This is a genomic window from Xenorhabdus sp. XBWT (genome assembly GCF_059072735.1).
The window spans coordinates 2,483,038-2,504,696 of sequence record NZ_CM180990.1; the positions used below are offsets into that span (position 1 = coordinate 2,483,038).

A 21,659-nucleotide genomic window follows, 5' to 3' on the forward strand; every position below is an offset into this window, starting at 1 on the left:
CATAAACGATACTGATAATCATTATCAATAATTTATGTATAATAGTAAGGTTTGCCATAATGAACACTAAACGTTCTCTCCCTGCTTTCCCACTCTTTAGTTTTGCCATTGCGCTACTAGCAATGGTTTTACTCAGTCAGCAAGCTCATGCAGATAAAAAGTTCAGGGTTGTTACGACATTTACCATTATTCAAGATATGGCCCAGAATATCGCTGGAGATGCAGCGATCGTTGAATCTATCACAAAAGTCGGTGCAGAAATCCACGATTACCAACCTACACCAAAAGATATTATCAAAGCACAACGCGCCGATCTGATTCTTTGGAATGGTTTAAACCTTGAACGTTGGTTTGAGCGTTTTTTTGAGAACATGAAAGATATACCTGCGGCGATCATTACTGAAGGTATTATTCCTTTGCCAATTAGAGAAGGTCCCTACACTAAAAACCCAAACCCCCATGCTTGGATGTCTCCCAAAAATGCACTGATTTATATAGAAAATATTCGAAAAGCTCTCGTCAAACACAATCCAGAGAATACCGAAATTTATAACCGCAATGCTAAAGTATATGCAGAAAAAATAGCTCAATTAGATACACCACTTAGAGAACGGCTTTCCCGTATTCCAGCAGAACAACGCTGGCTGGTGACCAGTGAAGGTGCTTTCAGTTATCTCACACAAGATTACGGCTTCAAAGAAGTCTATTTATGGCCAATCAATGCAGAAGAACAAGGCTCACCTCAGCAGGTGCGTCGTGTCATAGATACAGTGAGAGATCATAAAATTCCTGTAGTCTTCAGTGAAAGTACTGTTTCAGATAAACCAGCGAAACAAGTGAGCAAAGAAACGGCAGCCCACTACGGCGGAGTACTCTATGTAGACTCTCTCTCTACTTCAAAAGGGCCTGTGCCGACTTATATTGATATGCTTAATACTACCGTAGACACCATAGCAAAAGGATTTAATCAATGAATCGCTCACCATTAAACCATCAGACATTGTTTGAGCAACCTCATTTGGTCGTTGATAATGCTACCGTTACTTACAACAATGGGCATACTGCCATTTATGATGCCAGTTTTGATATCACTGGCGGCACAATTTGTGCTCTGGTCGGAATGAACGGTAGCGGAAAATCTACATTATTTAAAACAATTATGGGATTAGTTACACCTTCACAAGGAAAAGTGACTCTCAATACGCAACCTGTCAAAACGGCACTAAAGCAAAATATCATTGCATATGTTCCACAGACTGAAGATGTAGACTGGAATTTTCCAGTTTTAGTTGCTGATGTTGTCATGATGGGGCGTTATGGAAAAATGGGATTTTTACGCCGCCCCAGCAAACGTGATCATCAAATCGTGAATGAAGCTCTTGAACGTGTTGGATTGACAGAGCTGCGCGATCGCCAAATCGGTGAACTTTCCGGTGGACAAAAAAAACGAGCATTTTTAGCCCGGGCACTTGCTCAAGAAGGAAAAGTACTGTTGCTGGATGAACCTTTTACCGGCGTAGACGTAAAAACCGAAAATGCTATTATCACCTTACTTCGAGAATTACGGGATGAAGGACATTTAGTTTTGGTGTCAACTCATAACCTCGGAACTGTTCCCGAATTTTGCGATCATGTTATTCTGATCAACCGCACAGTACTGGCCAGTGGCCGGACTGAAACCACTTTTACCCAAAAAAATCTGGAAATCACCTTCGGCGGTGTCTTGCGTCACATTAATCTTTCCGGTCCTGAACTGCACGATGATGATGACCCACGCTCACTGACAGTTATTACTGATGACGAACGTGCCGCTGTCTTTTATGGTCATAACCATCATATTCCCCCACGACAAAGTCAAAAACAAAAGGGAAACCAACCATGATGGAATTACTGTTACAACCGTTTAATTACAATTACATGGTAAAGGCCATGTGGGTAAGTTCAATCGTCGGGGCCGTCTGTGCTTTCTTATCTGCTTATCTGATGCTGAAAGGCTGGTCGCTGATGGGAGATGCTCTCTCCCATTCTGTTGTACCCGGCGTCGCAGGTGCATATGCCTTGGGTCTGCCTTATGCTGGAGGTGCTTTTTTTACCGGGATGCTCGCAGCACTATCAATGACCTTGGTTCGCCATATCACTCGATTACGCGAAGATGCTGTGATCGGATTTATATTTTCAACCTTTTTTGCGGTTGGTTTATTAATAGTTTCCTTGAATCCCACATCTGTGAATGTACAAACTATTATTCTAGGCAATATATTGGGAATTGCTGATGAGGATGTTTTACAGGTTGAAATTATTATCGCCGTTTCCTTTGCCATCTTGATGCTGATCTGGAAAGACTTATTGGTTGTTTTCTTTGATGAAACCCATGCACGGTCTATCGGGCTGTCACCATTACGGTTAAAAATCATTTTTTTCACATTATTAAGTGCCTGCACCGTTGCTGCATTACAGACAGTAGGAGCAATTTTGGTGATAGCAATGGTTGTCACTCCTGGGGCAACAGCTTACTTATTGACAGATAGATTCAAACATCTCCTAATCATTGCTGTCGCTATTGGTTCATTTACCAGTGGTTTTGGCGCATATCTGAGTTATTTTCTGAATGGAGCAACTGGCGGAGTAATTGTTACAATGCAAACCGTCATTTTCTTGCTGGTGTTTTTCTTTGCTCCCAAACACGGCATGTTAGCTTCCCGCAAACGAGCCAGAAAGGAATCTCTGGCCTTGACTCAAAAAGGACACTCATGAATACGTTTATTGAATTAATCACTGAACCTTTCATGCATGATTTCATGCAGCGTGCCATCTTTGCAGCTATCATAGTAGGTGCAGTCTGTGCTGTGCTCTCCTGCTATCTAGTCTTAAAGGGCTGGTCGTTAATGGGCGATGCCATTTCACATGCTGTTCTACCGGGTATAGTACTAGCCTTTGTTGCAGGTATACCACTTGCAATAGGTGCCTTTCTTTCCGGTATATTTTGTGCTTTTGCCACTGGATATTTGAAAGAACACAGCAGAATCAAAGAAGATACTGTCATGGGTATCGTTTTTTCTGGCATGTTTGCATTTGGTTTAGTGTTGTTTACCCGGATAGATACAGACCAGCACCTGACACACATCTTATTCGGCAGCATACTCGGTATTACTAAGAATGAATTGATCCAAACACTATGCATCGCCGGAGTGACACTGACCATTGTCTTACTGAAGCGAAAAGATTTTATGCTCTATTGCTTTGACCCCAATCAGGCCAGAGTAGTCGGCTTGCCAGTAAGACTACTTCATTATGGCTTATTGTCTCTATTGGCCCTGACAATTGTTGCGTCACTGCAAGCGGTCGGTATCATTCTGGTTATTGCCATGCTGATCTCACCCGGCATTATCGCTTTCATTCTCTGCCGGAGTTTTGATCGTATGCTTGTGGTTGCAATGATTGCATCAGTGTCATCCAGCATACTCGGCACAATCGTCAGTTTCCATATTGATGGTGAAACAGGCCCATGTATTGTAATTATTCAAGCTATTATTTTCATAGCTGCACTTATTTATAACCAAATAAAATTGGCCTACAAAAAAGTGAACAAGAGTTCGTCCGAAAAAACTTCATCTCAACCACTGCCAATTCCAGAAAAATCACACTGACCAAGAGAGAGTGCCATATTCAATTTTGGATATGGCATTATTAATTGCCATTAAAGTCCTTTTTAACCTGTTCAAATGCTGCATCTATCTGTAATATGAATGTAGCAATTGTCAACTTAATGAGGTGAATCATGTGGCAAACCGTGAACCGTCTATTAAGTGAGCATTTTGGTGACGCTGAGATTCACGATAAAACGGAATTATCAGGAGGTGATATACATCGTTCTTGGTGTATTGAATATGGTGAACAACATATTTTTGTCAAATCCAACGTGAAAGAAATGCTGCTGGTTTTTAAAGCAGAAGCAGAACAGCTAGAATTATTGGCTCGCAGCAAAACAACCCGTGTACCCAACGTTTACGGTGTGGGGCACGATCGTGACTATAGTTTCCTTTTGCTGGAATATTTGCCTATAAAGTCATTTAATGCCCATAGTGCATACTGTTTCGGTCAACATCTTGCCAAACTGCATCAATGGAGTGAGCAACCTAAGTTTGGTTTTGATTTTGATAATATGCTTGCCACCACCATACAGCCTAATGGGTGGCAGAAACGCTGGAATCAATTTTACGCAGAAAAACGTATTGGCTGGCAATTACAACTTGCAGCTGATAATGGCATGATATTTGGAGATATCAACCAGATTGTCGAGATAGTCAGTAACAAACTACACTCTCATCACCCGCAACCTTCTCTCCTTCATGGCGATTTATGGCCCACAAACTGTGCATCATTGAATGACGAGTGTGCTGTTACCTTTGATCCTGCCTGTTATTGGGGTGATCGTGAATGTGATTTAGCGATGCTGCCTCTCTATCCAGATCTTCCTTTACAAATTTTTGATGGTTACCAAAGTATTTGGCCATTGCCACATGACTTTATTGATCGCCAACCTATTTACCAACTTTATTATTTGCTGAACCGATGTAACCTTTTTGGCGGTGATAACTTTATCGTAGTGCAAAATATTATTGATAAGATCTTATCTGAATAGCCATCAAAAACACTCATCAACATGATATATGAACACAAAACGATTATTGTTAACTCTGAATCAATTCTCCTTAACAATAAGGGTTAACATGTGGTTTTTAAATCACATTCAATGTCATTTTTCAATATTTACGATTTACATACGCCAATTTCATCAATATATTTTAACAAATAAAATAACATTATATGTTAAAAACTGCATAGAACATTCTGGCACAGCTATTATTTTGTTTCATTGCCAACCCAATAGTGTAGATAACAGATAAGCAATCGCACCGATAATGATTGGTGATATATAAAGAGTAAAAATTTGGCTGAATAGAGAATGCCTCGGAAATTTGATTTTATTTTTCAATTGTTCCTTTGTAATTCCACTCTCTTTAACATTTTCAAGGATCATTTGATCTTCAATATGTTCTTTAATAAATTTAAACTGGCGGTACATTCTCAAACCAGAAGCATTCATTGCCAAACCAATAAATATTAAAAAATAGATAACAAGAAAACCGAAATTTGCTCCTGTAATGCTCACTGTCCAATCAGGAACTGGAGAGTATTTCCAAAAAAAATCCAGAAAAGGTGTATTGAATTTAATCATTTCTGTCATCATTTTGAGAAAATCATTCAATACCGCATTAATACCATCACCTTTTACGCCATGCTGCCATGTCAGATTGATCACTGAGACAAAAGTAGACAAAAAAGCCGGTACAAAAATAACCCAGCCCAGAATTCGTTTAGTAATAGCAACATAGCCAGCTTGTTGATACTTCATTAATTTTCCTCATTAGCATACATCATTTTATTTTCATTCAATCATAGCTCATAAGAGGCTTACTCTAACTCCATTTGTAGAGTAATGCTCTTATTTTTCCTAAAAAACGATTTCTTTCTTTGTTATCTGCCTACAGAGAGATTTAACTCACTGAAATTGCTACAATCAAATTTTATTAATCGCTATCATCATTGCGGAGAGATATGAGATGTCATTTTGTTTACCTCTAAAAGCCGTCATCTTTGATATGGACGGATTGCTCATTGATTCTGAGCCCTACTGGGAGCAAGGAGAAAAACATATATTCGGTGAATTAGGATTGGATTTAACTTTAGCAGAAAAACTGCCTGATACATTAGGATTACGGATAGATCAGGTTGTTGAACTATGGTATCAGGCTGCACCGTGGCAAGGTACTTCTAAAAATGAAGTTGCACAACGCATCATCAATTATGTAGTTCGATTAGTAAAAGAAAACCGCCCCTTATTACCAGGCGTCGAATATGCTTTAAACCTCTGCCGCGAGCGTGGATTAAAAATCGGTTTGGCCTCTGCATCACCCTATGAGATGCTTGAACAGATACTTGAATTATTTAACATACGGCACTACTTTGATGCTGTCATTTCTGCCGCAGACTTACCTTATAGCAAACCCCACCCAGAAGTTTACTTACAAGCCGCCAATCAACTTGACGTTAACCCGATTCAATGCGTTACGTTAGAAGATTCATTTAATGGCATGATAGCAGCCAAGGCTGCAAGAATGCGTTCAATTGTTGTTCCTGCCGCCCATCATTTTGATGATCCTCGCTGGTCACTGGCTGACATTAAATTGAATTCACTGGAAAAATTAACAATAGAGAATATTACCTGATGGTTACCGTGCTGCCATGCTGCATACATGTGCTCCATGCATCTGGCAGTGCAAAAATCAAACACCCTGTTATATCCCTGGCTGATATAGGTAAAAATAGATTAAATATTGGTGTTATATATCAATAAATATACCCAATGGATTTCAAGATGCAGCGCGACGGCAAGAGAGCAAATCCCCGGGAGCATAGCTAACTATGTGACCGGGGTGAGCAAGCGCAGCCAACAAAGCTGCAACTTGAAAGACGACGGGTATAAAAGATTATTCTTGTTTACCCTCTATCATCCTTATGCAAAAACCTCTATACTGCCAACTGTATGTATAAACAGCATAAATAATTAGCATAAATCGTTATGACAGCAGAAGGGCATCTTCTTTTTTCCGTCGCCAGCCTTGTATTGGCTCACCAGTTAGAAATCACACCAGAAATCGCACAGGGAGATTGGTTACATATGCTTCCCGGTGTACTTCTGGCTTCACTATTACCTGATATTGACCACCCAAGCTCCACTTTAGGCAGGTTATTCCGTTTTATATCCATTCCAATAGCAAAATTATGTGGCCATCGTGGATTCACACATAGTTTATTAGCGCTAATGGTGGGAATGACTCTCTTCCAGACGGAAATCCCCTCCAATTGGCCCATTCCAACCGACTTCATCCATGCGATGGTTGTCGGTTATATCAGCCATCTGATTGCCGATATGCTCACTCCTGCAGGTATTCCACTTTTATGGCCACTGAAAACACGTTTTTGTATCCCAATTCTTAGAGGAAAAGAACGCAAAAAAGCTGAACGATTTATTGCTGTTCTGGTCCTAGTGATTGCTATTATTCTTCCACAGTACATTGATTTTTCATTCACGCATTACTTTGATAAGTTCTCGTTCGATCAATTATCAATTGATAAGCTAAAAAATCTCTACAAGTAGCTGACTTATCGTACATACAACAACGTAATAACCCTATTTTCTCAAATAGGGCTATTACTAATTATATAAATAATATTTTTTAATTCTCACTTATCTGTTTACAATCAGAATTGACTAATTCACTATGCTACTATTATTTAACGCTTTAATTTTATTGCTTATTCTATAAATAGCAGTTTGCTGAATGTAAATTACCTTATCTGGCAGACAAAATCGTATATACACTTCGTCTTTCAAACTGCCTCTTTGTTGGCTGCGCTCGCTCACCCCGGTCACATAGTCACATAGTTAGCTATGCTCCCGGGGATTTGCTCTCTTGCCGTCGCGATGCAACTTGAAATCCATTGTGTATAGAAAGTGAAGTTGACATAGATTAGGGCATATAACCAATTAAACTAACTAGTGAAAAATAATTATATTAAATTCCATTTAATTATAAGCAAGTAAATTTTTATACTGATAAAATTCTATCTTATAGATTTTCATGGCCTGTATCTGATAGATTTTTGAGTGATAGCACAATCAATAAGTTAGCAGTTTGAAACTGCTATCATCACTTATCTCAATACAAACCATGAATAATAAATATATATCATACAGATATTGGTATACCTGATTGATTACAAGTTGTGATTCAGCAAAAAAAGCAACAATTTGAAAAATGAAGGTATAAACATTTTGGAGACTAGGGATGAATCTACCACTCATCATTAACATGCTCGTTTTTATAGCATTGCTCATCTTATTAGCAAAAACAAGTTCAGATAAATCGAGCTTGTCCAAAAAGGTTCTCGTGGCTCTAGTCGTAGGTATCATTTTTGGGCTGGCATTGAATATCATTTATGGTACAGATAATCTTACAGTAAAAGAATCAATTAAATGGTTCAATATCGTTGGTAATGGTTATGTACAGTTATTGCAAATGGTTATCATGCCATTGGTTTTTGCCTCTATTCTAAGTGCAGTCGCGCGTTTACATAAAGCGTCTTCTTTAGGAAAAATCAGCTTCCTGACAATTGGTACGTTATTGTTCACTACTGCAATTTCCGCTTTAATCGGTATCATAATTGCTAATTTATTTGGACTAAGTGCAGCAGGATTAATTCAAGGTACTCAAGAAACAGCTCGTTTATCAGCTATTGAAACCAACTATATTGGTAAAGTTGCAGATATGAGTGTACCCCAAATTATTCTCTCATTTATCCCGAAAAACCCCTTTGCTGATCTGACTGGAGCAAACCCGACTTCCATTATCAGTGTTGTGATTTTTGCAGCATTTTTAGGCATTGCTGCATTGAAAATGCTTAAAGATGACCATGAACGCGGTGAACGAGCTCTGATCGCCATTGATACTCTACAAGCATGGGCAATGAAACTAGTTAGACTAGTTATGCTCCTAACACCATACGGTGTCATGGCTCTGATGACTAAAGTTGTAGCAAGCTCGAATATTCACGATATTACGCAATTAGGTAATTTTGTCGTTGCTTCTTATATCGCGCTTGGTTTGATGTTTGTTGTACATGGCGGTATTTTGGCTTTTACTGGCATTAATCCACTGAAATTTTTCAAAAAAGCTGGCCCTGTATTAACATTTGCATTTACCAGCCGTTCAAGTGCAGCAAGTATTCCGCTGAATGTTGAAACACAAACTCGTCGCCTCGGTGTACCAGAATCGATTGCCAGCTTCTCCGCTTCTTTCGGTGCCACTATTGGACAAAATGGCTGTGCAGGTATTTATCCAGCCATGTTGGCAGTGATGGTTGCTCCAACTGTAGGTATTGACCCCTTCAATCCTTTATGGATTGCTACCCTCGTCGGAATTGTCACTATCAGCTCTGCCGGTGTTGCTGGTGTTGGAGGTGGTGCAACATTTGCAGCACTAATCGTTTTACCAGCGATGGGTCTGCCTGTAACCTTAGTTGCACTATTAATTTCTGTTGAGCCACTCATTGATATGGGTCGCACAGCATTAAACGTCAATGGTGCAATGACTGCCGGTACAGTCACTAGCCAATTAATGGGTAAAACCAATAAAGACATATTTGAACAAGATGACGATGTGGAATTAAAACAAGCTTAATTTGACGAGATAGAATATGCCTTCCTTTGAACTATATATAACAAAGGAGGACGAATTGAAATCAATCAAAAAAAGCCGGAACTCATAATGAGTTCAAGTTCCGGCTTTTTCCCCACTCGCGAATAAAATAACCGATAGCAGTTCAAGCTTCTTTTACTAAGAAGACTATGCATTACTTTATATATTCACCACTACGAAGAGCTTCAATACGCTTATCCAATGGTGGATGAGATAAGAACAATTCACTGAAACTCTTAGACTTACCATTAATACAGAATGCCATCATGCGCCCTTCTTCCTGAGGCTCATAACTGGTTTTGAGACGCTGCAATGCTGCGATCATCTTTTCACGACCAACTAGTTTCGCTGAACCAGCATCCGCATGGAATTCACGGTGACGAGAGAACCACATAGTAATAATACTTGCCAAAATACCAAATACGATTTCCAGTACCATAGAGAGCACCATATAAACAATTGGATTACCATTGCTGTTGCTTTCGCTTTCATCATCATTACTGGAAAGGAAGCTTGCCGCAGCCTGCGCAATAATGCGTGAAATGAAGATAACAAATGTATTCACAATGCCCTGCAATAAGGTCATCGTTACCATATCACCATTAGCAATATGACTAATTTCATGAGCAATAACAGCTTCCGCTTCATCACGACTCATATTATTCAGTAGCCCTGTACTAACAGCAACCAGAGAAGCATTACGGCGTGCTCCTGTGGCAAATGCATTAATATCAAGGGCATCATAGATAGCCACTTGTGGCATCGTAATTCCAACCTGATCAGCCTGACGACGTACTATTTCCATCAACCAAACTTCAGTTTCATTGGAAGGTTTCTCGATAACCTGACCACCAACAGAACGCAGGGCCATCCATTTTGACATTAATAAAGAAATAAATGCACCACCAAAACCAAACAAACCAGCCATAATCATAAGGCCAGTAACACTACTCCGCTGAACTCCGGTAAGTGAAAGTATTATTCCAAACACTACCATGACAGCAAGGTTAGTGAGAAGAAACAAGGCTATTCTCATCATATAAATTTGCTTCCTTTAATTATCAAACAGTTCAATTAAGAATTAAGCCATAAGATGGGGATTTAGCCCATATTATTCAAGTTTTTTAAGATGTTAAGCGATGAAATCAACATAACTTTACAATATAATAAAAAAAGGCCAGCTATCAAGCTGGCCCTCTATTAATAACGAAGTTTAAAAACTATTTCGTTATAGCCGCTTCAGCAGGCTGATGCGCAAGATCCAGCGCAATTTTTACCGATTCATCTAAATAAGGGTCTGGCCCTTTATAGTCTTTTGGTAAATCATCAAGAGACTTGAGCTGTTTTTTTCCTTCACGTTTAAAACGCTCATTCATACGATTCAACTTAATTGTATCGTATTCCTTATTTTCTTTCTCTCTTTGAGCATAATTCAAAGAGTAAACGCCTTTACGATCTTTGATAACTTTATAGTAAGCAATATCTTGTTTGATATATTTAAATTCAGGATCATTAACCGTACGTTGATTATGCAATTTAGTCAGTAATGGAACTAATGTTGAAATCACCTTTGAGGAAGTATAATGCGCAGGTTGAATACTGTCCCATGGTAACGCATTGTCTTCTTGGCTCTCACCTATTTCAGAAGTATCTTCCCCTGTCGGCATGATGATATCAGGCGTTACACCTTTGAGCTGAGTGCTGCCGCCATTCACCCGATAAAACTTCTGAATAGTGTATTGTACAGAACCAATCTCTGGCCAATCAGGCCTTAGCATCTGATCATATATTCGATTCAGAAACCGATATTGCTGAACTGTACCTTTACCAAAAGTAGGTTCACCGATAATTAATCCACGACCATAATCTTGCATTGCAGCAGCAAAAATTTCAGACGCTGATGCACTTCTATTATCAACTAAAACAACTAATGGGCCTTTATAATATACGGCTTCATCCGTATCTGATTCTTCTTTAACTCGACCAGTATTATCCCGGATCTGAACAACCGAACCAGTAGAGATAAATAGGCCGGATAGCGATACAGCCTCTGTTAACGCGCCACCACCATTACTGCGCAAATCGATGACAATCGCGGAAATTTTTTGTTTAGTGAGCTTCTGTAATTGTACTTTTACATCATTAGTCAGACCAACATAGAAACTCGGTATGTCAAGAACACCCACTTTTTCCTTGCCGACCGTTTTTACCGACATTTTGACCGCATTGTCTTCAAGACGGATGTTTTCACGAGTTAGGGTCACAATATGATTTTTTGCCCCTTTCGTACTTGGAATGATTTCTAGACGGACTTTACTGCCTTTTGGCCCTTTGATCCGAGCGACAACATCTTCCAGACGCCACCCTACAACATCTACTATAGGCTTGCCTACCTGACCAACACCTATGATTTTATCTCCAACTTTCAGCAAATTACTCTTAGCAGCAGGGCCACCAGCAAGTAATGAGCGAATGGTGACATATTCATCTTCATATTGTAAAACAGCACCAATACCTTCGAGAGATAGGCTCATTTCTGAGTTAAACTGTTCTGTATCACGAGGAGATAGATAACTAGTATGAGGATCTATTTCACGAGCAAAAGACATCATGATCGTTTGAAAAACATCCTCACTCTTGCTCTGTGTGAGACGTTTCAGTAACATCCGATAACGTTTAGTCAGTTTTTCTTTGATTTCTTTATCATTTTTTCCAGATAATTTGAGGTTTATCCAATCAAATTTAATCTTAGCGTTCCAAAGGTTATTTAGTTCTTCAACACTCGTTGGCCACGGCGCCTTAGAACGATCTGTTTCAATCGTGTCATGGCTATTCAAATCAATGGGCTGTTCTAAACGAGAGAGAACATATTGATAGCGCTCAAAACGACGCTTTTGCATTAAATTAAACAGGGCATAAGGAAGCTTTAAATCACCCTCTTCAAGCTCTTTTCCTAATACGCCTTTTTGATCTGAAAACTGTGCAATATCTGATGCCAGAAAAACATTATGTCCATAATCCAGATGATTCAGGTAACGATCAAAAATTTTCCCTGAAAAATCTGCATTCAGATAAAGTTGGCGATAGTGAGAACGAAGAAAGCGAGAAACAATCCGCTTACTCACTGTGGAATGTTGTGGTTCCGGTTTTAAATCTGGCAACTGATTCAGATTAATAGTAGCTGTATTGTTACCATTAACAACACTGTCACTAATGGCAGTAACATTACTGACCAACTTGCCACTACCACTAATAGTGTCCGCATACCCTGTACTAGAAAATGATAGACCTAAAACGAAAGCCAAAATAATGAGTTTGTTCATGCCCGAGTTGGCCTCCGTATCAGAACTTTAAGTGTTCTGCGCGTACAATCATTGCCAAGCCAGTAGGTAACTGCACTCTTACACCATCTTTGGCAATTTCTAGCACAGAAGCATCCATTATGCTTTTTCCTACATTTACTTTGATTGTCTGTCCGACTTTCAAAGAGGATACGTCTGTGACTGAGTTCAACTCAGGTTGTGCAATTTTCTTTGTGGTTTTATCTGCTGATTTAGGCGATTGTTGCAGACGGTTTTGCGAACGAGATGGACGTTTTGCGCCATCACCTGATGCTTGACGGCGAGGAGCCGCTTTTTTACTTACAGGGCGTTCACTTTTCTTGTCAGATACGTTTTCAGTTTCACGTTTCTTAGCACGTTGCTCAGCTCGTTGAGCTTGTACTCGCGCTTTTGCTTCAGCTAATTGCTGGCGTGCATGTTCAATATGTTCAACTTCCAGCTCACCACATATATTTCCATCAAGGTCAACACGCTGAGCTCCCTCTTTGACACCATAGAGGTAACGCCAACTGGAAGTATACAAGCGCAGAGCAGAACGAAGTTGTGTTTTACTTAAACCCTCTTCATTCTGAATACGTTCAACGATATCCTGGAAGATACCAATCTTCAAAGGACGTGCTTCACCTTCTGCTACGAAACAAAGCGGGAAACGCTCGGCCAAGAAAGCAATGACTTCTTTACTACTGTTCAACTTAGGTTGATTTTCCATGAAATTTCCTGATTACAACGGTTTTGCCAACCAGCGCAGGCATGAACAGGCGACATTATAATAGCCTTACTGATAAATGCCACGTTATACGTATGTTAAGTTACGTTCTGTTGTAGATATTTTGACACAACACATTGTCTTAAATGCTCACAAAACCTGATAACTAAGGCTTTCAAGCCGTTTTCATCATTCTCATCGAACCGACCAAAAACCGTACTATCAATATCCAAAACACCAATGATTTTTCCATTGATTTCCAAAGGAAGAACAATCTCAGCATTGCTGGCGGCATCACAGGCTATATGACCGGGGAAAGAATGAACATCAGAAATACGCTGTATACTTTTATTTTTAACAGCCGCCCCACATACTCCCTTTCCCAGAGGGATGCGAACACAAGCGTTCTTACCCTGAAATGGCCCTAAGACTAGGGTATCATCATCCACTAAATAAAATCCAACCCAATTAACAGTATCTAAACGTTCATATAACAATGCGCTTGTATTGGCAAGAGTAGCGATAAAGTCGTATTCACCTGACAACAGTGCAATCAAACTATTCTCTAACTCTTGATAAAATTCATTCTTGTCCATACGCCCCTATGCGATAGATTAAAATTTAACACAATTTAAACAAGATATTCACATAAAAGATTTTTACTCTCTTTGACAAATTCTTTCCGAAAATAATTTACCACTATAATGTAAACTCTTTCAGGATATCGTTTATTTATCTGAATTTAAATTTTCTTTAATTATTTTTACCAGTATTCTCTGATAAAATTCAGGTATATATCACAGCTTATATTCAAAATTAGTCTGATTTGCAGCCATAAATGTGCTTTTGTTCATACTCTTGTTCTAAAAACCTCACTAAATAGGTTTCCATAATAGTGATACATTCAAATGATAAGGCTTCCTTACTCCTCGTCAACCGAGGAGTAAGGAAGCGATCTGCATACAATTTTGGAATGCTATTTAGCATTCTGAATGATCATTTTAATCGCATCATTATATGCATAAGAAAATAAGATAATTTATTGAAAAAAGAGTAAAGATGTCCCTTCCTCGTGACAAACAAAAAAAGGCCGAGTTCACTCCTCTACTCGGCCTAGGGAAAATGACTCTTATTCAAAGAGACTAGAGCTAAAAATTATCATTGAGACGTAGAACAACTTACCAATTAAAGAGTAGTTGACATACTATGATTTACCAAATTTTTACTCCTATAAGGTAATGATTGCTCTCCTTTACAACAATGGAATCAACTAAGCATTTACTTTTTATCGTTTGATTGATCACATAAAGCTAATGCTGCTTTCTGAAATGGCTCAATACTCATCTTTTCAGCTGGTTGTTCAGGATTGTCTAAGAGGATCGTTTCTAGTGATGTTGCAATAACTTTATTAGATTTCATCAGTTGCGTTGCCCGATCATTCAATGGGTATTGCATCAATGTACTAGGATTTATAACAAACAATGCCCCACCCGAACGACAATCAAGCATAACTTCTTCACGGGTGAATGCCCATTGTTTACCAAATTGTAGTTTACTGACAGTTTGTATCGGGGCAGCAATCCCCTGAAAAGAAAGAAGAAAAAAAGGCAGAGCCCACAATACTCGTTTCATTACCATTCCCCCTGATAAACACATGCTGTAATTTTATCGCTAATTCATCTGTTTATATATCCAGATTTACATCAATCATCCAAGAATCACGCAGGAGGTTGTGTTGCAAAAACAGCCACACATAATAGTGCTGATGTTCCTAAGATAATTTCCAGCCAACTATTGATTATTAATAGCTGGTAACACCTTTGCTGCCTCAATTTAGGAACTAACATGTAGCGGTTGAACAGTGCTAAAAGTACCATACCAGCGACCAGTACTATCTTCAGCCATAATATGGATTGATATTCAGAAAGGGCACGACTGAAAGTCGGCCATCCGGGAATTAAGATAACACTACTCACAATTCCTGTTATTATCACCAGAAAAACAGCGAAATGCCCATAAAAGGAAAACTTCCTCATCGCCGCGATGCTTTCCGAATATAAGCTAATTTCCGAATATTGATCAGCAGCGATATTCTCACTATTATCTGCATTTCCTGCGCTTGTCTTGTCTGCATATGCACCATCGCGGTATTGATTTGATTCTGATGCCTTTTTAATACGAAAAAACTGTAGACACAGTAAAAACGGCCATAATCCACCAAACCAATAACCCGCACTCAGCAAATGAACAATCTGATTAGCTTGCAGTAGTAACCCTAAATGACCTTCATGCATAGCTGCATGGCCGATAAAAGCATGGCTGGATAATAAAATGACTGAACAACCCAGCAACAAGAGATTTTTGATTCTGGCATCGGAGAAGAACAACGCCCCAGCAGCAAGTATTGCAACCAATAGCTGCCATTTCCAAACCTGCCCAAAAGAGGTATTCAATACAGCCAACCAAATTTCAGGCATATAAACATCTTGCCAGCCATCTCCCATCAGCCCAGCTTGAACGATAAACCAGACGATTGAAGTTATTAAAACCAACACAGTGCTGATTAAAATAACAACTTTTAACCACTCCCTCATCAGCGTTGAAAAATGGCCTGAAACAAGCATCACCGTGAATAAGCTAAGGCCAAACATCAGCATGACAACGACAAAATGAGAGAAACGGCAAAATAGGTACAGAGCTTCTAAAGAGATCATTATTTTACAGTAAAGTTGTAAACACCTTTAGTTTTATGACCATCGACAGAAAGTACACTCCAGTCAACTCTATATTCTCCGGAGGTAAGTTTACCTTCAACTGGCAGAATTAATTTAGTTTTGGTTTCAGGATCAAGTTCCAGCTTACCGGTTTTAACCTCTGCCTTTTCTGGACCAATTAATTTTATCTTACTGAATCCAAGTTCAATACGCTCTGAAAAACTTAGGGTTATAGCTTGTGGAACGGCTTCAACAGTTGTGTTTTCTGCAGGAATCTGATCTTTCAAATGTGCATGAGCCAAAGCCTGTTGACAGGACATACCGACAAACAGAACCACAAGAGTAGATAATTTGGCCCAGAATGAACGGATGTTAAGAATAGACATATAGATAACCCTTTAATATGTACATGAATTTTTATAGTTACACGAAGGGATTCTATATCAAAAAATCGCTTTAATCTGCGATCATTGATGAACAATGTCTTGACCTGTGAAGCACTACGCAAAAATGGGGACAAAAAATGAAAAGAACCGTAATTTTTGCTTCAACGATACACGTAAAACAAGAATTACGGTTAAAAAACAGTGCTAATTAACTTAATTGACTATTCATCAGGCATGTGCCGGTGCCATAGATAAACTTTTCAGATCTTTATCAAGTAAGAACAACGCCTTGCCGCCTTCTCCCACCATATCCAATTTATCCAGAATAGATTTGAACAGTTTTTCTTCTTCATGCTGTTCAGCGACATACCATTGCAAGAAATTAAACGTAGAATAATCCTGAGTCATCATCGCTACATGAGCAAGTTTATTAATCTCTTCTGTGATCAATTTTTCATGTTCATAAGTTTGATTGAACACATCAGAAATAGAGTTAAACTCAACAGGAGGAGCTTGAATAGCTCCCAGAACAGGCATTGAACCAGTATCACCCAAATAATCAAACAAACGCTGCATATGCTGCATTTCTTCCTGAGAATGAGTTTTTAAAAATGCCGCTGCACCTTCATAACCTTTGTCACTGCACCATGCACTCATTTGCAGATATAAATTTGCAGAGTAAAATTCCAAGTTTAATTGCTCATTCAATTTTTTGATCATTTCTTGTTTTAACATCAGCCAACCCTCCTAATAGTTCATTAAACTCAGGCTATTATGCCAATTAAAAACATATAAGACAAAAATAAAATAATAATATTTAATTAATTGATAATTAAGGTTTTTATTAAATTAATTAACAAGAATAAATCTCATTAAATATAAGAAAATAAGAATCAATTTTATTTATTTAACTCCCCATTAAAAAATCCTTTTAATAAAAATGAGAATTGATATTATTTATATTTACCAGATGTTTTTTTAAACTTTTTTAAATCACTTGCTAAACAAAAAAGAGTTGATTAATTTTCTACTTTGAGAAGTAAGTTTTCAGAGAGGCCATAAATGGGACATAATTTAGCCGAGCTACCTAAAAATGAGATGGATAAGGTCAATGTTGATTTAGCAGCATCCGGTGTTGCTTTTAAAGAACGCTATAACATGCCTGTCATTCCTGATACTGTAGAGCAATCACAACCACCACATTTGCGAGAATATTTCCGGCAGCGCTTGCAACACTATCGCCAGCAATCACGATTTATGTCGCGCTTACCTTATGAACCCAGAAGCCGCTGAGGGAATATGGAAAAGATAACCACCACCCAATGGTGGTTATCTCAGCTATTTTCCAACAAATTTGTCCGTTGCCTTAATTAACTGATGTAAAATACCCGCTTCATCGAAAGAATGGCCTGCACCTTCCACAACATGCAATTCAGCCTCTGGCCACGCCTTTGCCAGATCCCACGCATTCTGTACCAGACATGCCATATCATAGCGACCATGTATAATAACGGCAGGGATATGTCTGATAACGTCAATATGATCCAATAATTGCTGAGTTTCATCCATAAAACCGTTATTGATAAAGTAATGATTTTCTATGCGGGCAAATGCTAAAGCAAATTTATCTTCTACAAATGAATCCGCATTATCAGAAGGTAGTAACGTTACCGTTTCACCTTCCCAAAGACTCCATAAACGTGCAGCTTCCAGCTGTACTTGTAGGTCATCACTTGTCAGCCGTTTGTTATAAGCCGAGATCACATCTTTGCGTTCTTCTTCAGAGAGGATAGATAGTGTACGTTCCCATTTCTCTGGAAAAAAATGAGAAGCCCCTTCCTGATAATACCAATGTAACTCTTGTGGCCGAAGCAGGAAGATCCCCCTTAACACTAATTCAGATACACGCTCAGGATGTTTTTCAGCATAAACCAAAGAAAGTGTCGAACCCCAGGAGCCACCAAAAACCAACCACTTTTCAACACCCATTAGATTACGCAACCGCTCAATATCATCTACCAGATGCCAAGTCGTATTATTCTCCAGACTAGCATGAGGTTTAGATTGTCCACAGCCACGCTGATCGAACAACATAATATGATAACGTTCAGGATCGAATAATTGCCGATGATAACTTGAAATACCACCGCCGGGGCCACCATGAATGAATATCGCAGGCTTACCTTTTGGATTACCACATAATTCCCAATAAATCTGGTGCCCATCCTCTGTATCTAAATACCCTGTTTGATACGCATCATAAGCAGGATAAAGTTTCCATTGTTCCGTCATAAGGCCCTCTCACAGTTTAAACAAAACGGGATACTTCCTAGTATCCCGTACATATTTAAAGATAATATGACAAGCTATTTACTTTATTTCACTATAACTAATAGTTTCTTTTTGACAATCAACAGTGACATTGTAACTTTTATCCTTTTTCGAACCTCGGACGATAAGTGGAACCCGCAATGCATTTTTATCGCCAGTAATATCGTTGACATTTATCCATGCAATCGGTTTTGCAGTCCCTAACTGCTTTTTGTCTGTATCCCAATGTACTATACGATGTTGCAAAAAATCTTGCTTAACTTGCGCTGCAACTTGATCGTTGGTTAAATTTTTACAAGAAATAAACTTTGCCACTCGCTCATTCTCAGCAGCTGCCGTAACAAATGAAACAGACAACAAAAGCCCTGCACCCAATAACCCGATGCAGTGAATAAACTGACTTGCCTTCATATTAATTACTCCTATTACCATCCAAATCATATGGACTTTAAGTCGCGATAAATTAACATGTAGTAGAAAGTAATTATGTGAGTCTGTTAAAAATACGTTACAACTATTTTTCATCATCCTCAAATAAAACATGGATATGCTCATTATCCCGATGTTTTTCACGCAATTCTTGAGCAACGATAGCAATAGCTTCTCCACTTCCCATTCCTTCTGAAATGAGCTGATGAATCCTTTCTACAGCAAGTTGCTGTTCTTCATGGGATAATGCTGGCATACCTGAAAACATAGTTATAACCTCAAACGTAATAATTTAATGGCAGGCTGCGATTATAGTATTTTTTATCTTAAGTCAGGAGTGAGATTCTATGTTAATCTCCATGCAGAGATACATTATTTACTGCGAACTGCCAAACGCCAACACTGATTCCATCATGAATATTGCATTACAGAAAAAACAGCTCCCTTATTCACCTGATCTTGCTACCCAATATTTTGCCCCTATTTCTACTTTTTCCTGGGCAATGTTATTGCACTCAGGGGCCGCAAATCACCCGCATAACCGATTTGATATTCTGGTCGCCGATCCTATAACAACGCTTGTTACTTGTGGCGAATCGACTGAGATTCATCATGGTGATGATGCGTATCTTTCTCATGAAGATCCTTTCCTGCTATTGAAAAAGTATCTTCATGACTTTGATATTAATCCGCAATTTGATCCCGAACTGCCTTTTCAGGGAGGAGCATTGGGTATATGGGGCTACGATCTTGGAAGACGGGTTGAAAAATTACCCCAAATAGCTGCGAATGGGCTGGACTTTCCTGATATGGCTATCGGGATCTACAACTGGGGACTGGTTATTGACCATCAGCAACAGAAGGCCACCTTGCTGAGCTATCAAAATATTGATGAAAGACTGATATGGTTAGAGTCACTGCGGGAAAGCAATAAAAAAGACTTTTCCCTGAAAAATCAGTGGCAGTCCAACATAACAGAACAGCAATATCACGAAAAAATCGCTCAGATCCATCGTTATCTTCGGGATGGTGACTGTTATCAAATTAATTTGGCACAGCGTTTTCAGGCTGATTATCAAGGGGATGAATGGCAGGCGTTTACCCAGCTCAATGAAAGTAATCGAGCACCCTTTTCTGCCTTTATCCGTTTACCTGAACACTGCATTATCAGTGTTTCACCTGAACGCTTTATTCTGCTGGAAGATCAGCAAATCCAGACCCGTCCAATCAAAGGAACACTGCCCCGGCTGCAAGATCCTATAGAAGATCAATTGCAGGCAGGAAAATTAGCAAACTCACGCAAAGATCGCGCTGAGAATCTGATGATTGTTGACCTGTTAAGAAATGACATTGGCCGGGTCGCCACGCCGGGTTCTGTTAAAGTTCCTGAATTATTTGTCGTGGAACCGTTTCCAGCCGTACACCATCTAGTCAGTACCATTACAGCAACCTTACCTGATAAATATCATGCCGCTGATTTACTTCGTGCCTGTTTTCCCGGCGGTTCAATCACTGGGGCACCCAAAATTCGCGCCATGGAAATTATTGAAGAATTGGAACCCCATCGCAGACATGGCTATTGCGGGTCTATTGGCTATATTAGTTTCTGCGGTACAATGGACAGCAACATCACCATCCGCACTTTACTGACAGAAAAAGGAAAAATTTACTGTTGGGCGGGAGGTGGTATCGTTGCAGATAGCATTGCTGAGAAAGAGTATCAGGAAACATTTGATAAACTCGGGCGAATCTTACCTCTATTAGGAGAACTTCAGACACAATGATATCACTTTCTGACTTCATTCATCGGTTTCAATTCCAGCTTCCTGCACAACCAACGAATTTGGCGAGCAATCAGCGGAATGCAGCAGTATTACTGCCGATTATATGTAAGCCAGAGCCGTCACTGCTGCTGACACAACGTTCTCAAAGCCTCCGCTCTCATGCTGGTCAAATTGCTTTTCCGGGCGGAGTCACTGATCCTGACGATAACTCATTGATTGCCACAGCGTTACGTGAGGCAGAAGAAGAAGTCAATATCCCACAAGACAAAGTACAAATTCTGGGGCAATTAGCCCCTTTGGATAGCAGTGGGGGTTATCGTGTCACGCCGATCATTGGTTTGATACCGCCTCTAATACCTTTTCGGACAAATCCGACAGAGGTAGCCAGAATTTTTGAAGTCCCATTGTTTGATGCACTCTCCCTCCGCCATTATCGCTATCTAGATATAAAACGTCGTAACCAGCAGCATCGGGTCTATTTTTACTGGCATCAAGAACAAATGATCTGGGGATTAACCGCAGCGATTATTTATCAGCTGGCACAACAAGTTCAAAAATCGTCCTAGATTGGATGTAAAACAACACAAAAATGCTCATTAATTACTCAAGATCATATCAATTGCTATTATAATTAAAAAAAAACTG

At 39.3% G+C, this 21,659-nt stretch carries 23 protein-coding genes; 11 read left to right on the forward strand and 12 right to left on the reverse strand.

The features are described from left to right. The first annotated feature begins 59 nt into the window (after window positions 1–59). The 5 genes from AC5JQI_RS10915 (at window position 60) to AC5JQI_RS10935 (ending at window position 4,642) form a co-directional block, all read left to right on the forward strand. Complete coding sequence (locus tag AC5JQI_RS10915) at window positions 60–974, forward strand: metal ABC transporter substrate-binding protein (RefSeq protein ID WP_493912175.1); 915 nt, start codon at window positions 60–62, stop codon at window positions 972–974. Further along, window positions 971–1,882 carry a manganese/iron ABC transporter ATP-binding protein gene (locus tag AC5JQI_RS10920; protein WP_493912176.1) on the forward strand — a complete coding sequence of 304 codons (912 nt, stop codon included), beginning with the start codon at window positions 971–973 and terminating at the stop codon, window positions 1,880–1,882. Before AC5JQI_RS10915 ends, AC5JQI_RS10920 begins: the two co-directional genes overlap by 4 nt. After that, window positions 1,879–2,754 (forward strand): metal ABC transporter permease, encoded by an 876-nt coding sequence (locus AC5JQI_RS10925; RefSeq protein ID WP_092550987.1) that lies wholly within the window; start codon window positions 1,879–1,881, stop codon window positions 2,752–2,754. The genes AC5JQI_RS10920 and AC5JQI_RS10925 overlap by 4 nt, the downstream gene beginning before the upstream one ends. Beyond that, window positions 2,751–3,647 carry a metal ABC transporter permease gene (locus AC5JQI_RS10930; protein WP_493912177.1) on the forward strand — a complete coding sequence of 299 codons (897 nt, stop codon included), beginning with the start codon at window positions 2,751–2,753 and terminating at the stop codon, window positions 3,645–3,647. The genes AC5JQI_RS10925 and AC5JQI_RS10930 overlap by 4 nt, the downstream gene beginning before the upstream one ends. A 131-nt stretch (window positions 3,648–3,778) precedes the next feature. Further along, window positions 3,779–4,642 (forward strand): fructosamine kinase family protein, encoded by an 864-nt coding sequence (locus AC5JQI_RS10935; RefSeq protein ID WP_493912178.1) that lies wholly within the window; start codon window positions 3,779–3,781, stop codon window positions 4,640–4,642. 231 nt (window positions 4,643–4,873) lie between these two features. Here the strand turns inward: AC5JQI_RS10935 and AC5JQI_RS10940 are convergent, their stop codons facing one another. After that, window positions 4,874–5,416: a YniB family protein gene (locus tag AC5JQI_RS10940; RefSeq protein WP_493912179.1), complete on the reverse strand. Its 543-nt coding sequence runs from the start codon at window positions 5,414–5,416 to the stop codon at window positions 4,874–4,876. Between the two features lie 208 nt (window positions 5,417–5,624). Between AC5JQI_RS10940 and hxpB the strand changes: the two genes are divergently transcribed. The 3 genes from hxpB to AC5JQI_RS10955 all read left to right on the forward strand — a co-directional run bounded on the left by hxpB (window position 5,625) and on the right by AC5JQI_RS10955 (window position 9,305). After that, window positions 5,625–6,290: a hexitol phosphatase HxpB gene (gene hxpB / locus AC5JQI_RS10945; RefSeq protein WP_493912180.1), complete on the forward strand. Its 666-nt coding sequence runs from the start codon at window positions 5,625–5,627 to the stop codon at window positions 6,288–6,290. A 353-nt stretch (window positions 6,291–6,643) separates the two neighbouring features. After that, a complete protein-coding gene (locus tag AC5JQI_RS10950; protein ID WP_493912181.1) occupies window positions 6,644–7,222 on the forward strand; it encodes a metal-dependent hydrolase in 579 nt (192 codons plus the stop codon). A 691-nt stretch (window positions 7,223–7,913) separates the two neighbouring features. After that, a complete protein-coding gene (locus AC5JQI_RS10955; RefSeq protein WP_493912182.1) occupies window positions 7,914–9,305 on the forward strand; it encodes an L-cystine transporter in 1,392 nt (463 codons plus the stop codon). 172 nt (window positions 9,306–9,477) lie between these two features. On the opposite strand, the gene htpX is transcribed toward AC5JQI_RS10955, so the two are convergent. From htpX to ftnA, 8 genes are all read right to left on the reverse strand, one after another. Next, a complete protein-coding gene (gene htpX / locus AC5JQI_RS10960) occupies window positions 9,478–10,362 on the reverse strand; it encodes a protease HtpX (RefSeq protein WP_493912183.1) in 885 nt (294 codons plus the stop codon). 181 nt (window positions 10,363–10,543) lie between these two features. After that, the gene (prc, locus tag AC5JQI_RS10965) at window positions 10,544–12,646 is read right to left on the reverse strand and encodes a carboxy terminal-processing peptidase (RefSeq protein WP_493912184.1); all 2,103 of its coding nucleotides are present in this window, start codon (window positions 12,644–12,646) and stop codon (window positions 10,544–10,546) included. Between the two features lie 19 nt (window positions 12,647–12,665). Then, window positions 12,666–13,373 (reverse strand): RNA chaperone ProQ, encoded by a 708-nt coding sequence (gene proQ, locus AC5JQI_RS10970; protein WP_237386884.1) that lies wholly within the window; start codon window positions 13,371–13,373, stop codon window positions 12,666–12,668. Between the two features lie 95 nt (window positions 13,374–13,468). Continuing rightward, window positions 13,469–13,966: a GAF domain-containing protein gene (locus AC5JQI_RS10975; RefSeq protein ID WP_237386885.1), complete on the reverse strand. Its 498-nt coding sequence runs from the start codon at window positions 13,964–13,966 to the stop codon at window positions 13,469–13,471. A 682-nt stretch (window positions 13,967–14,648) separates the two neighbouring features. Beyond that, window positions 14,649–15,002 (reverse strand): YebY family protein, encoded by a 354-nt coding sequence (locus tag AC5JQI_RS10980; protein ID WP_493912185.1) that lies wholly within the window; start codon window positions 15,000–15,002, stop codon window positions 14,649–14,651. Window positions 15,003–15,088: 86 nt separating this feature from the next. Beyond that, on the reverse strand, window positions 15,089–16,084 hold the full coding sequence (locus AC5JQI_RS10985; RefSeq protein WP_493912186.1) for a CopD family protein: 996 nt from the start codon (window positions 16,082–16,084) through the stop codon (window positions 15,089–15,091). Beyond that, entirely contained in the window at window positions 16,084–16,470 is a 387-nt protein-coding gene (gene copC / locus AC5JQI_RS10990) for a copper homeostasis periplasmic binding protein CopC (protein ID WP_237386888.1), read from the reverse strand. The genes AC5JQI_RS10985 and copC overlap by 1 nt, the downstream gene beginning before the upstream one ends. A 228-nt stretch (window positions 16,471–16,698) precedes the next feature. Next, entirely contained in the window at window positions 16,699–17,205 is a 507-nt protein-coding gene (gene ftnA / locus AC5JQI_RS10995) for a non-heme ferritin (RefSeq protein WP_237386889.1), read from the reverse strand. 327 nt (window positions 17,206–17,532) lie between these two features. Between ftnA and AC5JQI_RS11000 the strand changes: the two genes are divergently transcribed. After that, window positions 17,533–17,763 carry a DNA polymerase III subunit theta gene (locus AC5JQI_RS11000; RefSeq protein ID WP_493912187.1) on the forward strand — a complete coding sequence of 77 codons (231 nt, stop codon included), beginning with the start codon at window positions 17,533–17,535 and terminating at the stop codon, window positions 17,761–17,763. A gap of 45 nt (window positions 17,764–17,808) precedes the next feature. Here AC5JQI_RS11000 and pip read toward each other — a convergent pair whose 3' ends face one another. The 3 genes from pip to AC5JQI_RS11015 all read right to left on the reverse strand — a co-directional run bounded on the left by pip (window position 17,809) and on the right by AC5JQI_RS11015 (window position 19,498). Next, the gene (gene pip, locus AC5JQI_RS11005; RefSeq protein ID WP_493912188.1) at window positions 17,809–18,762 is read right to left on the reverse strand and encodes a prolyl aminopeptidase; all 954 of its coding nucleotides are present in this window, start codon (window positions 18,760–18,762) and stop codon (window positions 17,809–17,811) included. A gap of 78 nt (window positions 18,763–18,840) precedes the next feature. Next, window positions 18,841–19,212, reverse strand: coding sequence for a protein YebF (gene yebF, locus AC5JQI_RS11010; RefSeq protein ID WP_493912189.1), 372 nt, complete (start codon window positions 19,210–19,212; stop codon window positions 18,841–18,843). 103 nt (window positions 19,213–19,315) lie between these two features. Beyond that, on the reverse strand, window positions 19,316–19,498 hold the full coding sequence (locus tag AC5JQI_RS11015) for a YoaH family protein (protein ID WP_092551038.1): 183 nt from the start codon (window positions 19,496–19,498) through the stop codon (window positions 19,316–19,318). Between the two features lie 145 nt (window positions 19,499–19,643). On the opposite strand from AC5JQI_RS11015, the gene pabB reads away from it, so the two are divergent. Continuing rightward, a complete protein-coding gene (gene pabB, locus AC5JQI_RS11020; protein WP_493914663.1) occupies window positions 19,644–21,014 on the forward strand; it encodes an aminodeoxychorismate synthase component 1 in 1,371 nt (456 codons plus the stop codon). Then, the gene (locus AC5JQI_RS11025) at window positions 21,011–21,580 is read left to right on the forward strand and encodes a CoA pyrophosphatase (protein WP_493912190.1); all 570 of its coding nucleotides are present in this window, start codon (window positions 21,011–21,013) and stop codon (window positions 21,578–21,580) included. The genes pabB and AC5JQI_RS11025 overlap by 4 nt, the downstream gene beginning before the upstream one ends. Window positions 21,581–21,659: the final 79 nt, after the last annotated feature.